Source organism: Bradyrhizobium sp. Mp27, from assembly GCF_029953005.1.
In the GTDB taxonomy this organism is placed as follows: Bacteria; Pseudomonadota; Alphaproteobacteria; order Rhizobiales; family Xanthobacteraceae; genus Bradyrhizobium; species Bradyrhizobium barranii.
The window spans coordinates 1-12,069 of the sequence record NZ_JASAUS010000075.1 but is presented as its reverse complement, the minus strand read 5'-3'; the positions used below and the strand labels follow the sequence as shown (position 1 = coordinate 12,069).

Sequence of the window (12,069 nt, the reverse complement as noted above, 5' to 3'; positions counted from 1 at the left end):
AGGGGGTGCGTCGGCGACCACGGCGCCGACCAGGGGGAAGGCATTCCCCCGCCGCCGTCCTGGCTCTAGCTCGCGCAAAAGGCAGTAAAGAAGATCGGCCTCGTCACCATCATGGGCGGCGCGTTGATACAGTTCTGGCTCTACAAAAGACACGCGCGGCTTTGACCGTCACCGGCGATGAAGGGCTCTCGGCCGAGGATGCCGTTGGCCACATTCTTCTCCCGCTTCGTGGCCCGGACTGAGTACGAGATGCATGGCGGGAGTACGGGTCGCGTGGCCGCGTCAGCCAGCAGCAACGCCGGCGTCGCGAACGTGCATCTCTACACGCAAGCCCGCCGTAGCGGCCATGTTAACCAAGGCGTCGAGGCCGAATAGGTCGACCTTGCCACGGGTGAGGTCCGAGATCCGCGGTTGAGTCACGCCAAAGACTTTGGCCGCTTGAGACTGGCTTAGATGCGCGCGGGAAATATGCTCCTTGAGCGCCGTCATAAGCGCCGCACGTAACTTTGCGCTCTCGTTCTGCGCCGGGCTCGCTTCGGCTGGTGCTGACGGCTCGATATCCTTCACCGGGCCTGCTGACGATTCGCTATTCGCACTGATGTCCAGCGAGAATTGCTCGTGGGCGATGCTGGCGATCTTCGCGGCGAGGCCGATCTTCTCTTCTGCCTTTGCCCGAGCATGATCCGACATGAAGGCGACAAGGCGCTCCAAGCCGCCCTTGTCCGATATGGTGACGAAATCCTTGTTCTTGTTTACGAAGACCACCGACTTCTTCTTTTCTCTAAGAAGCTCGATGACATTGCTGAGCGTGCCGGTGCTTTTGCAATCCCAGACCATGAGGCCATAGTCGCTGTCGCGCGCCATCTCCAGGTCTTTGGCGGTGAAATAGGCGCGTGTGCCCGCTTTAGCCTTCGAAACGACCCTGTGGACCGGCCATTCTGCGACATTGTTCCGGGGCGAGTCGCCGGTGCAATAAACGGTGACCTTTCCTGCTCGGTACCGCTGTAGGCATTCCTGAATTGAGGTATCGGCGCCATCGGCGTCTCCGACCACGACGTTGAAGTCTGAAGACACGATCTTGTTGATCCTGTCCGCGACCTTCTCATGCAGGCGGCTGATGGAGATTGATCCGGCGATGAAGACAGTGGTCATGGCATTACTTCCATGTGATCGAAGCGGCGTAGACATGGTTGATTTTCTTGTACGTGCGCAGCGTTTTGCAGACGGCGTCCATCGTGGCACCCGTGTCGAAAAGATCGTCAAGGACAAGCGCGTTCCAACACCCTTCGTTGGTGATGGACGGGTTGATGCTGAACCGTCCCTCCAATGCGGCGTCCTTCGCCTCGCGGCCATGCAGGTTCTTGAGCTGGGGGCTGCCTTCGGGCGCGGGCGCCTTGACGATGATGTCGTCGAACACCGGCGTCTTCGTCAGTTTGCCGAGTTCGTTGGCGATCTCATTGACCGGCTGGCGCGCCCGCACCGTGGAGGCGGGCATCGGGATAATCAGGCCGATCTTGCCGAACAGCGGCAGCAAGGATTGCTGCACTTGGGCCGCGAGCGGCTGAACCTGATTCCAATCGGCTCGATATTTAAGCTGGTATAGCGCCTCGCCGGGCTCCGAGCGCGTCGTGTCAAATCGAGGGTGGCCGTATTCGTCGTCGCCCAGGTAGACGCTCGACAGCGTATGCTTGTGGAGCGCGTAACCGAGATCCCAACTGCCTTCGAGCTTTCGAATCTGAACCTGCATGACGAAGATTGTTCCTTGCAGGCCCTCGGAGCGCCGTCCACAAGGCCATCCGAGATATATACAAAATCTTGTATGATCCGCAAGAGTCTCATAGCGGCGTCATCAATGGCATCCGGAACGCTCACAGCGCCGGGGTCGTCGCCCAGGGGGTTGACCGAATGCATAGAGTTGCATAAGGTTGCGGCATGTCACAGAATGATGCCCCTGATTTCCTAACCCTTGCCGAGGCCGCCGAGTATGTCGGCGTCTCGAAGGATACGCTTCGACGGTGGGATGCCTCCGACAAGCTCAAGCCGGTGCGCCGGCCGGGAAGCGGCTATCGCTTCTATCGCCGGCCCGACCTTGAGCCCTTCCGCCTCGAGTATCGGCGCGCCGAACAGGCCGCCGACGAGCCCGACCATATGTTTCAGACGCTGACTGCAGACATTGAGGCGAACCCCAAGATCCGGGAGCCGCAGCAGGGCGCCCACCGGGCAGTGCGGACCCACTTCGAAGCCTCGAACGAGCCGGTGATCCTGCAGATTCCTGTCGGCTGCGGAAAGACCGGCGTCATTGCGACATTGCCCTTCGGCGTCGCCAAAGGGCGCGCGCTCGTCATCACACCGAATTTGACGATCCGGTCGGGCGTCGCGGAATCGCTCGACATCAGCAACCCGAAGAATTTCTGGCGGCGGACGGGCGCGCTCCACGATTTTTCCTCAGGGCCGTTTCGCGCCGTCCTGGATGGCGTCGACGCCAATCTCCACGACTGCAACGCGAGCCAGTTCGTCGTGACCAACATCCACCAATTGGCCAGCTCGGCCGATCGCTGGCTCCCCCAGTTTCCACCGAACTATTTCGACATGATCATGATCGACGAGGGCCACCACAACGTGGCCCCGAGCTGGGCGAAGGTCTTCGATCGCTTTCCGAACGCCAAGGTCGTCAGCTTGACGGCGACGCCGTTCCGGGGTGACGGAACGCGGCCGGTCGGCAAGGTGATCTATCGCTACCCGTTCACCCGGGCGATGGTGAAGGGATACATCAAGCAGATCCACTCTCGGAACGTCGCACCGTCAGAGCTGTCCTTCACCTACCGTGACGATACGAAACGGCACACCTTGGAAGAGGTGTTGGCCTTGCGGGAACATGCCTGGTTCCGGCGGGGCGTCGCGTTGGCCCCGGAGTGCAACCGTCACATCGTCGACGCCAGCATCAAATACCTCCAGGAGCTGCGAGAGCGCAGCGGTTTTCGTCATCAGATCATCGCCGTCGCCTGTTCCGTCGACCATGCCCGCCAGGTGCGCGGCTTGTACGAAGAGCGGGGCCTAAAGGCGGCCGAAATCTACGGTGAGATGGATCGAGACAAGCAGGACGCCGTTCTCGCCGATCTGCGCAGCGGCAAGCTCGATTGCATCGTCCAGGTGCAGATGCTTGGCGAAGGCTTCGATCATCCGCCTCTGAGCGTCGCGGCCATCTTCCGGCCATTCGCAAGCTTATCGCCTTACATCCAGTTCGTCGGGCGCGTGATGCGCGTCGTCCATGAGGCGAAGCCGGACCACCCGGACAACCACGCCTTCGTGGTTTCCCATGTGGGCTTGAACACCGACGCCCATTGGGACGATTTCCGCGAACTCGACTTCGATGACCAGGCGATGGTCAAGAAGTGGTTGGAGGCCGGTGACGAGAATGGCGATGGCGACGGCTCAGGAGAGCCCCGTCGCTTCGATATCGGGATGCTGGTCGATAACGAGATCGTCGGCTCATTCATCAATCGGTCGTTCCTTGATCCGGAAGACGATCGCGTCCTCGAAGAGATGCTGGACCACGAGATTGGCGCTGGCCTCCGCCTGCGCGACGTCATCGCGAAGGACAAGCTCAGGGAGACGCTGCGCCGAAAACAGGCGGAGCTGTCCCAGGTCAGTAGTTCTGGCGACCTTCCTGTGCAGCCGCAGGCGCGGCGGGTTGGCGCGCGCAAGCGGCTGTCCGAACGCACAGGCTCCGTCGTCGCACGCATCCTCAAGGATCTGAAACTCTCGCCCGCCGGCCGCGAGGTTGGCCAGCGAGACAAGACCGTCGCCGGTCGTGACAACCGGGCCGCCGTCACGTCACTGCTGAACAAGGCGATCAATGAACATCTCGGGATTAAGTCCGGGAGCCGCAAGGCGCCCGACGCTGGCGACAATGAGGACGCACTGGCTGCACTCGACATGTTGGGAGACAACGTGCGCGACTCCCTAAAGGGGAAGAACGATGGCTAAAGTCAGAGACATTCTGATCGACGTGAAGATTGAGCAGGCGCAGCGCCAGCGCAAATGTCGAAGGAACAGCTCCCACGTCATCCCGAAGGGCGAGTGGTGTCTCGTTGTTCGTACCAACGCGACCAACGATGACTACAGCTATAGCCGAGAAGCTGCGAAGCCTATGCTTGATGCGGCCTGGGCGAAGCTGAGGACCATCTACGAAGGACTCGGAATGTCACCGCCTGAGAGCTGAAGGACGGGGGAATGGGCGACGGTTACAACTTTCAGCAGCTAAAGGCCGCGATCTTGGCGCTGAGCCGGGCCACTCATTGGGAAGTGGCCAAAAAGGAGTGGCACCTCGTCGAAATTTCCGAGGCCGACGAGCCCGAGACCTGTCTGTGTGGCCATTTCCCAATCATCGAGTTGTGTACCATTTCAAATGCTACGACCGCAAAATCGGTGGACGTCGGCAATGTGTGCGTGAAGCGCTTCCTCGGCTTCCGCTCCGATCTGATTTTCCAATCGCTGAAACGTGTCCGAGCGGACCTGGACAAGGCAATCGGTCCCGACGCCACCGCATTCTTCCATGAGCGAGGGGTGATCAACGACTGGGAATATCAGTTCCAACAAAGCACGATGCGTAAGCGCAACCTCACTGATCGGCAGTTGGCAAGCAGGCGTTCAATAAATCAGAAAGTGATAGGGGCAGTGAGGCGTCGCGGTCTTTCATGATGGACTTCGCGAGCGCCAGAGCGCGCTACATGAATAGTCGATAAGGATAGACGTTTCGCGGGAGGTCCGGGACGTTCGCTATCGTGCGCGCCAACCTCTGCGAGTAGCGAATGCTCACCGGCACGGGATCGTAGAGAGCATCATTGTTCCAATCCATTTTGGTCAACGCGAGCGCTTCGTGGGCCGTCAGTTCGAGCGGACCGCTGCCGGCGTGTCGGATCAACTGGAGCGGTCGCGGAATGCTCTTCTTGCCCTGGTAATAGTCGCCCTTCGTCGAGACGTCAGGCGCATTGCCGGCAACCCAAACCAAGGCCGAGTTTCCGGACCGCACGACCATCGTGCCACGGGGCACGGGGTAGCCCGAGGGCTTGGTCGGAGGCCTCTGCACGCCCGACTCAATAAGCCAAACGCCCCGCCAGCAGGACGCCGAACTAACCTCGATGCATTCGATCTCCGGGACACCCGCCAGCGCGTCAAACGCCCCTTCGATCTCCCCATCTTTGAACGCGGTCGTCTTGTGGATGACCATGCGCTTGGGCAGGTTGCCGCCATTGCGTCCCTGATAAAGCTCCAGGCTGCGAGCCAGTACGGCGCGCATGTCGTCGCGGCTTAGAAAAGGATTTCTCCGCGCCTCGGCGACGTCTGCAACGGGATCTTTGGCCTCGAAGGCCACGAACTGCATGCCGCCGCCATCCATGTCGAACACCTGCGAGCAGCAGGTCACGTAGTGCGCGTCTTGCTGGTCGCCGCGCAGCGCGTAGGCCAGGCCGATGTAGGCCGTATCGGCCGGCACGCCTTTCAGCGGCGCCAGCTTCCATGGCGTGCCGCCGGCCTTCACATAGAGGGCTGTCGCCAATCGCCATGCGAGCGACGCCTTGTGCGTGAAGGTAAAAGCTCGGTCGTTGAGCACCTGGGTCGGGATATTGAATCGGGCGCCCAGCGCCTTGAGCGCGTCGTGGGCATCGAAAAATTTGCCACGCGTGGCGGGATTCCAGGCGTCGGGGAAATGGACTAGCACAACGTCGAAGTCGTTACGCACCAACTCCAGCCGCCGGAGCGCGGCCTCCATCGCGAGAAAAAGCCTGGTTTGCGGGTCACCGTCGCCTGGAAGCTCGTGCAGATGTTCCGGCCACTTGATGTGCGCATCGCGGGGCGCCGCTTCCAGCGCTACGCGGTAAAGTCGCTCGAAGCCCGGATACTGCGGGACGTATTCCGATCTGTCGGATGGTCGATGCGCGTTGCGCAGGAGCAGCATCAGCTCGCCGCGCCGCCTGAACGCGCTCTCCGGACCTACGGTCGCAACCCTTATGCGCGAGGTGAAGCTGCCGAACGACCCCTTCGAATAGGGGCCGAAGTTCGCAAGCCCCCTGAGCGGATGGACATCGACGTGCGTCGCATCCGAGGGCGAGAAGGACAGGTCAGGCTCGTCCAGCAGCGTGAACGGCGGCAGCTTCGTCAGCGAAGCGGGAGCGCTCATCACGTCGTCCTATCGAAGTAGACGTGGTGGTGGCCGGGTCGGCTCCAGCCCGTGACAGGCGAGACCTCGAATATGGCGTCGATCCCAGCGCCGTCCTGTAGCCCAAACGCGCGTTTTGTCCTGCCGGTGGCGCTGGTGAGGAGCTGTGCCCAGGCGTCGATAATTGCCGCCCAATTCCGGTTGTACCGCTGCGCCCAGCGCTCTCGGCGCCAGTCACCCGCTGGGTCGCCGTGACGCTCCGGGCGCGCTCCCATTGGGTCTGCGATTGAGGCTCCCGAGCGCTCCGGATCGCCGTCTCGCGGCTCTTCGGGACGCGGGACTTGCACGAAGGTGTAAGGCTCGAAGCCGCACCACCACCGCCCGTCGACAAGGTCCAGCTTCAGGAAGACGCCTTCCTGAAAGGGGAAGCTGAGATCAGGGACCACACCAAATAGGTCGCTCTTATAGGCGTTCCGGAGGTTGGCCAGCATCTGCGAGTTTTGACGAAGACGCTCCGGATCGTCTCCTTCGCGAGGTGAGGCGATAACGACGGAATGTCCGGAGCGCTTGTAGCGGGGAATGAGCGGTAGGCGTCGCGCCAAGCTTCTGACCAGTGCGTCATAGAGGAGGCCCATTGCCCAACTGTTCGTGACCGGATTCAATTCGATCTCGCCATCAAGCGCCGCCCCGAGCGGCGCCAGCGCATCGATGATTTCCTGATCCTTGCCGAACACCGCCAGCTCTCGCCCTTGAGCCGCGACCGTCGCCCTGACCCCCTTCTCTTTAAGAAGCTCTCGGACCGCGGGAGAGGTCGTATTTTGTGCGAGCTTCACTCGCCGGGCGGTGCGCGGCATCTTTTCAATCAGAAGCGCGGAATAGCGTAATACGGGGAAGGCTCGAGCCTCGGCGGTGGGGAGTTGCACAGGCACCAGGCGCGGCGAAGGACGGCCCTCCATCACGCGATCGAAGAGCGGTTGCGGCAGATCGGTCGTCCTGATGAGGTCGGCAGCCAGTTCGTCAAAGGTCGCGCACTCGACGACAGCCACGTCGACGCCAGCAACCTGAGCCCGGTCCAGAAATTCCGAAACGGCTGGCAAGAGGCGTGCGGCCGAAGAGGTGAGCCAGTACAACCCATTTGGGAACGGCGCCGGCGTATTGAGGACATCCGTGAGGGCTTCCATGATCGAGGCGTCCCGACCGCTATAGCCGACAAAGATCATTCCGAACCTCTGGCCGGCCTCTACCAGGACATGCCGCATTCGGATGTCCTGTTGCTCCAGCTCCGATCCGGTATTCTTGATCGCGATCGACTGATAGTCACCGTGAAGCTTCGCTACTAGCGGCCAATCCGATTCGTTGAGGCAACGCATCGCTCGGTCGGCTGAGTCGATCGCAGCAACGGTCGGGCGATTCTGGGCCGCCACGGGCAAGATTACATTTGCCGAAAGCGCCGCCTCCTCAATGAGGGGATCGAAGTTCGTCGTGAAAACGCAGTCCACCTTGCCGGACGCCATCAGGCTGCCGAGGACCTTATGCCCGAAACAGGGCGTGCCCTTGGAGATCGCGTCGTCGATGTACTGCCGGCGATGGCGGGGTTGCGGGTACACCGCTTCGAACGCTGCCGCATATTCGGTCGGGTCCCCGGCGGGTGGCAGAAGCGACGATTGCCGGAAGAAAGAATCGATCCTGTCGATCCAGATCGGATCAGCCGTATCGATCTCCCGCCTCGACAGGTTCGTCTCCCGGCAAAAGATCTGCGCCTTGAAATCCTGGATCATGGCGTAGCCGGTCGGAATGCCTGAGGCGGCCGACGCTCCGGCGCCGAGGAACCATGCCACCAGGTTTGGCCTGAGATCGAAGGCGGTCGCAAACTGCGATGCTGACATCGTCGGGACGGGAATGGTGCTGGTCCTTCCACCGAGATAGGGAGACGATCATACTTGGGTGTGGGCTAGTTCTGTAAAGTCGTTCAGGCCGATTTACACCGTGACCTTGCCCTCTCAGACTTCCCCCGAGGTAACGATTCCCTCCGCATCTCTATTCAATGCTCGGCGGGTCTGGTGCAGGCTGGCACAGGTAAAGGCCTCCGACCAATAGAATGTCGGCGGATCGCAAGGAGATGGAGTGCCTCGATGGCAGAGCGTAAGGCGATACCCGCTGGAACAAGACTGCGATTATTTGCAGCGGCATCAGGGCATTGTCAGAAGCCGGACTGCCTTAATGCTTTGTTCCCCGTCGAAATGGGCGGCGACAAGCACATCGCCGAAATGGCGCACGTTATCCCGCACGGCGATGCCGGGCCGCGCTTCGAGGACCGGCCAGCTGGCGGTTTCGACGCGGACTCATTTGAGAACCTGATCCTACTGTGCCCGACCTGTCATACGAAAATCGACAAGGACCCCGAGGCCTACCCACGCAATATCCTGCTCGATTGGAAGCAGAGCCACCTCGCGAATTTGGCGCTTAAGCAAGGCATCAGGTCGTATGACGAGCGTGCTCAGGTTCGGGAGGCCGTGACCGGCATACTGGCGGAAAACAGAGCAATCTGGGAACGCTATGCTCCCGTCGATGGGTCAAAGTTCGAGTACGATCCGGAATCTGAGGCGGCGGCGGCGTGGAGCCAGCGGATGAGGAGCGTCATCCTGCCGAACCACTACCGGGTCCAAGCGATCATCGAGGCAAATCTGAAGCTTGCGACCGACGAAGAACGACGCACCTTCGCGGAGTATCAAGAACACGTCCGCGGGCTATCAGAACGACACGTTTGCGGTGTCGCTGGTCGCGCTATTCGTTTTCCGGCGGCGATGGAAGGTATTTTCGGGTGAACTGGCAGGTAAAATACGCTCTCGCCAACTTTTCTAAACCGGGCGAACGCTCAAAGGCGGAGCATGTAGCAGGCGACCTCATCAAGGTCTCTACTCCAGATCGACCGGATGTATTTGCTGCGATTGCTGCGAATGAGACGATCAATATAGAGGCGGCCATTGGCTATCGGGAGCAGTTCGAGAATCTGGACTTCTTATGTGGTTACCGCACGAGCTGCGTCTGGGAAGGCGACGCGATTCGTTACCTCGAAGAGAATGGCGTGGGTTGGGGAAGTTTTGGCACGCTTGGCTCGGCGGCCTTAGACGGCGATGCAAATACCGCGTCTCACAAGGTCTACAAATTTTCGGACAGGCTCATCCGGCAGTATGGCCCTGTGGCTGATGTCGTCCGGGAATTCGACCGGGTTTACCGTGTTTCGCTCAGGACCGGAACGACGCTCCGGATCGGAATGCTAGCGGAATACGAGCCTACCGCTGATGCTGTCCGGAGCCTCTGGGATCGATTTGGCCCAGTCGACATTGCTTGGAACATCAATCCAAGCGGAACGCCATCGCCCGAGGCGTTGGAGGCCGGACGTCAACTCGGATGTGAGGTGATGAAATGGGACGAGCTGAGGGAGTGCCTGAAGAAGGCTTGATGACTGCGAGTGACGTTGCCGCTCATCTCCTAGGGTCATGCAAATCCCTGGCGGGTTTCGAGTCATACATGTTCGGCTCGACCCTCAACGGCGTCGGGCGGGACATAGATATCCTCGTCGTTGGTCCAGATGGCGAACCGCTGAGCAAGCTCAAATCTGAGTTAGGTGTGGCGGCCGAGAGCTTGCCACTCCACTTGCTCTATATGCTGCCATCAGAGGCGAACCACACGCGGTTCGTGGCTAGGGAAAAATGCGTTCCGTTGGCGTACCTTGCCGGATATAGCGAAAGCCGCGTTTGAGGTCGTCGCCATTTTGCGACCGTTAAGGGTGTTCTTCCCGTCGCGCGCAGAAGATAGACACTTACAGCGGACGCCACGGTAACAACCAACTCTGCTTCTTCGAATCTTGGTTCGCGTCCTTCCTGGATGTGCCGGCCTTGCTCAGAAGCAAATCCCCAGAGCTTGTGTAAAGCGGAATCGAGTGGAGGAGGAAAGCTCAGCCGACCGATGATCTTTCCGAGTGTGTCGGTACTACCGTCGACCTCGCGGGCGACGCACTCGAGTGCCGCCATGGCATGTTGAATGGCGCCCGTCACGTCAGCAGTCGGCCGCCGGGAAATGTCCTTTAAAGCCTCGTGCAGTTCGTTTGCGGCGGTCGGTGTGCCGGAGTCTCGCATGATTTGAGCTGCGTCATTCGTGGCCAGTTCAAATGGTTCAGACCCACGAGTGACGATGATGCCCGCTTTCATCTGCCAGCCTACGCCATGCTCGTGAAAAAGCTGGTTGAGCCGACGCTCGAATTCGGGGCGCTTGGTGTTGGTGAAGTCGCCCTCGCCGACGGCTCGGTAAAGGTGTTCGGCGATGTCATACACCCGATACCAGGGCGCGCCATCAACGAGGTAGGAAACCTCATTTTCGACGTTACCTGCGGACCAATTATTTGGATCGGGCCGCTTGAGCAGGACCTCGCAGACCGTGTCTCGCATGCCCCCTGGGCCGAGCCCGCAAGCGTAGCCAAGCATCACTACGCCATCGCGCACAGCGTCAGGCGCGTCTTCGCGGATAGTGATCTCGGCGTCCGGTGGCCGAAATCCGAACCGATCTGAGAATGGCGAAGACCTTTCCATCGCGAATTCCTAACATGGGTCGCAATATCGGAGATAGAGCGCGCCTATGCGGCCATGGGATGGGGAGAGGGCGCGCGTTCTTCCGAAGCTTGTTTGCAATGCGCGCACGCTCAAGGCGAGTAGCAATGCGGTGGAGAATGTGCGAATCCGGCGCTTGACCCTGATGGTATCTCAGTTGGTATGGGTTCGGAGCGCGATCCGAAAGTTCAATAGTTACAATGCGAAGTTATGCCTGTTGACCATCGAGTGGGAGTAGGGGGGCTCCAAGTTCAACAGCACTGAATTCGGTGGTTACTTCCCGGAGAGGCGTCGCAGCATAGATCATGGGGTTTGGGGTATTCATCCATCGATTGGACTCGATCTACGATGACAGCCCGGCTGAACGGTATCAGTTCCCCAGTCAGTATTTGCGTCGCGTTCAAGCCTGCGTCGGTGACTGGATCATCTATTACGAACCGAGCAAGGTTGCGGAGACGCGCGGCTACTTTGCGATTGCTCGGGTTCAGCAGGTTATTCCCGACCCCGGCACTTCGGGTATGTATCTCGCTCTGATTGAACCTGGAAGCTATCTCGATTTTGCCAATCCAGTCGCTTTCAACGACCCAACTCATCCCGTGGAGCGCGGCGTGTTGAACGAGCAAGGACGAATTTCGGGACGTGCTCAGGCGGCCGTTCGGCCAATCTCACCCGACGATTTCAATCGAATATTCGAACTCGGTTTCACGGAAGGCGCACCGCTGCTGCCCCGAGTTGATGCCGATGTTAGGTTGTCTCAACTTGACGAAAAAGAGCAGGCGCCGTTCATGTCTGAGCAGCAGCGAGATCGCGTCAGCCTTACGGTATCGAGACTTCTGCGCGATCGAGTTTTTCGTCGAATAGTACTGCGTGCCTACGATGAGCGCTGCGCGATCACCGGGCTGAAGCTCATTAATGGAATGGGGCGCGCAGAGGTCGCGGCGGCGCACATACGGCCTGTGGAGGCAAATGGGCCGGACATCGTGAGCAATGGGATCGCACTGTCCGGTACCGCTCATTGGATGTTCGATCGCGGTTTGATCAGCTTGGCCGATGATCTGGAAATATTGATCTCGCGCCAGACAAACGACCTGGAAGGCGTTCGATCGGTCATCAACAAGACCGGTCGTGCGCTTGAACCCAGGAGACCATCGGACCGGCCTCATCCGCATTTTTTAAAGTGGCATCGTGAGCATTGAGAGCTGGCCCCGGTTGTTTGGACAGCGCCCCGCTGGATTTAAGTGGATTCCTGCCGGGTTATGCTGAACGCGGGGCTTTACGGTTTTGTCGTTGCGTCGGGAGGGCGTA

Annotated in this window: 11 protein-coding genes; 6 read left to right on the top strand and 5 right to left on the bottom strand. The window is 60.0% G+C overall.

Going from position 1 to position 12,069, the window contains the following annotated elements; translation table 11 throughout:
- Positions 1-282 precede the first annotated feature (282 nt).
- Positions 283-1,152 (bottom strand): XRE family transcriptional regulator, encoded by an 870-nt coding sequence (locus QJT78_RS30180; RefSeq protein WP_038943881.1) that lies wholly within the window; start codon positions 1,150-1,152, stop codon positions 283-285.
- A gap of 4 nt (positions 1,153-1,156) precedes the next feature.
- Positions 1,157-1,747, bottom strand: a complete 591-nt coding sequence (locus tag QJT78_RS30175) for a ComF family protein (protein ID WP_038943880.1) — start codon at positions 1,745-1,747, stop codon at positions 1,157-1,159.
- Positions 1,748-1,932: 185 nt separating this feature from the next.
- Here QJT78_RS30175 and QJT78_RS30170 point away from each other — a divergent pair, with 185 nt between their 5' ends.
- From QJT78_RS30170 to QJT78_RS30160, 3 genes are read left to right on the top strand one after another with little or no spacing between them, the layout of a single operon-like run.
- Positions 1,933-3,987, top strand: a complete 2,055-nt coding sequence (locus QJT78_RS30170; RefSeq protein WP_049807744.1) for a DEAD/DEAH box helicase family protein — start codon at positions 1,933-1,935, stop codon at positions 3,985-3,987.
- The gene (locus QJT78_RS30165; RefSeq protein WP_038943878.1) at positions 3,980-4,222 is read left to right on the top strand and encodes a hypothetical protein; all 243 of its coding nucleotides are present in this window, start codon (positions 3,980-3,982) and stop codon (positions 4,220-4,222) included. The genes QJT78_RS30170 and QJT78_RS30165 overlap by 8 nt, the downstream gene beginning before the upstream one ends.
- 11 nt (positions 4,223-4,233) lie before the next feature.
- On the top strand, positions 4,234-4,701 hold the full coding sequence (locus QJT78_RS30160; protein WP_038943877.1) for a hypothetical protein: 468 nt from the start codon (positions 4,234-4,236) through the stop codon (positions 4,699-4,701).
- A gap of 25 nt (positions 4,702-4,726) precedes the next feature.
- On the opposite strand, the gene QJT78_RS30155 is transcribed toward QJT78_RS30160, so the two are convergent.
- Together QJT78_RS30155 and QJT78_RS30150 are read right to left on the bottom strand one after the other, a co-directional pair.
- Positions 4,727-5,956, bottom strand: coding sequence for a nuclease PIN (locus QJT78_RS30155; RefSeq protein WP_240537646.1), 1,230 nt, complete (start codon positions 5,954-5,956; stop codon positions 4,727-4,729).
- Between the two features lie 221 nt (positions 5,957-6,177).
- Positions 6,178-8,043, bottom strand: a complete 1,866-nt coding sequence (locus QJT78_RS30150; protein ID WP_240537645.1) for an SIR2 family protein — start codon at positions 8,041-8,043, stop codon at positions 6,178-6,180.
- Positions 8,044-8,289: 246 nt separating this feature from the next.
- Here QJT78_RS30150 and QJT78_RS30145 point away from each other — a divergent pair, with 246 nt between their 5' ends.
- Together QJT78_RS30145 and QJT78_RS30140 are read left to right on the top strand one after the other, a co-directional pair.
- Positions 8,290-8,982 (top strand): HNH endonuclease signature motif containing protein, encoded by a 693-nt coding sequence (locus tag QJT78_RS30145; protein WP_038943874.1) that lies wholly within the window; start codon positions 8,290-8,292, stop codon positions 8,980-8,982.
- Entirely contained in the window at positions 8,979-9,620 is a 642-nt protein-coding gene (locus tag QJT78_RS30140) for a hypothetical protein (RefSeq protein ID WP_038943873.1), read from the top strand. Before QJT78_RS30145 ends, QJT78_RS30140 begins: the two co-directional genes overlap by 4 nt.
- A 199-nt stretch (positions 9,621-9,819) precedes the next feature.
- Here QJT78_RS30140 and QJT78_RS30135 read toward each other — a convergent pair whose 3' ends face one another.
- Positions 9,820-10,746, bottom strand: coding sequence for a hypothetical protein (locus tag QJT78_RS30135; RefSeq protein WP_162136576.1), 927 nt, complete (start codon positions 10,744-10,746; stop codon positions 9,820-9,822).
- A gap of 323 nt (positions 10,747-11,069) precedes the next feature.
- Here QJT78_RS30135 and QJT78_RS30130 point away from each other — a divergent pair, with 323 nt between their 5' ends.
- Complete coding sequence (locus QJT78_RS30130; RefSeq protein WP_038943869.1) at positions 11,070-11,960, top strand: HNH endonuclease; 891 nt, start codon at positions 11,070-11,072, stop codon at positions 11,958-11,960.
- The last annotated feature ends 109 nt before the right edge of the window (positions 11,961-12,069 follow it).

Excerpts from the sequence above, each read along its gene's own strand:
- QJT78_RS30160 (WP_038943877.1), top strand. The coding sequence starts at position 4,234 with ATGGGCGACGGTTACAACTTTCAGCAGCTAAAGGCCGCGATCTTGGCG.
- QJT78_RS30165 (WP_038943878.1), top strand. The coding sequence starts at position 3,980 with ATGGCTAAAGTCAGAGACATTCTGATCGACGTGAAGATTGAGCAGGCG.
- QJT78_RS30150 (WP_240537645.1), bottom strand. The coding sequence starts at position 8,043 with ATGTCAGCATCGCAGTTTGCGACCGCCTTCGATCTCAGGCCAAACCTG.
- QJT78_RS30170 (WP_049807744.1), top strand. The coding sequence starts at position 1,933 with ATGTCACAGAATGATGCCCCTGATTTCCTAACCCTTGCCGAGGCCGCC.
- QJT78_RS30135 (WP_162136576.1), bottom strand. The coding sequence starts at position 10,746 with ATGGAAAGGTCTTCGCCATTCTCAGATCGGTTCGGATTTCGGCCACCG.
- QJT78_RS30175 (WP_038943880.1), bottom strand. The coding sequence starts at position 1,747 with ATGCAGGTTCAGATTCGAAAGCTCGAAGGCAGTTGGGATCTCGGTTAC.
- QJT78_RS30155 (WP_240537646.1), bottom strand. The coding sequence starts at position 5,956 with ATGCTGCTCCTGCGCAACGCGCATCGACCATCCGACAGATCGGAATAC.
- QJT78_RS30130 (WP_038943869.1), top strand. The coding sequence starts at position 11,070 with ATGGGGTTTGGGGTATTCATCCATCGATTGGACTCGATCTACGATGAC.
- QJT78_RS30145 (WP_038943874.1), top strand. The coding sequence starts at position 8,290 with ATGGCAGAGCGTAAGGCGATACCCGCTGGAACAAGACTGCGATTATTT.
- QJT78_RS30180 (WP_038943881.1), bottom strand. The coding sequence starts at position 1,152 with ATGACCACTGTCTTCATCGCCGGATCAATCTCCATCAGCCGCCTGCAT.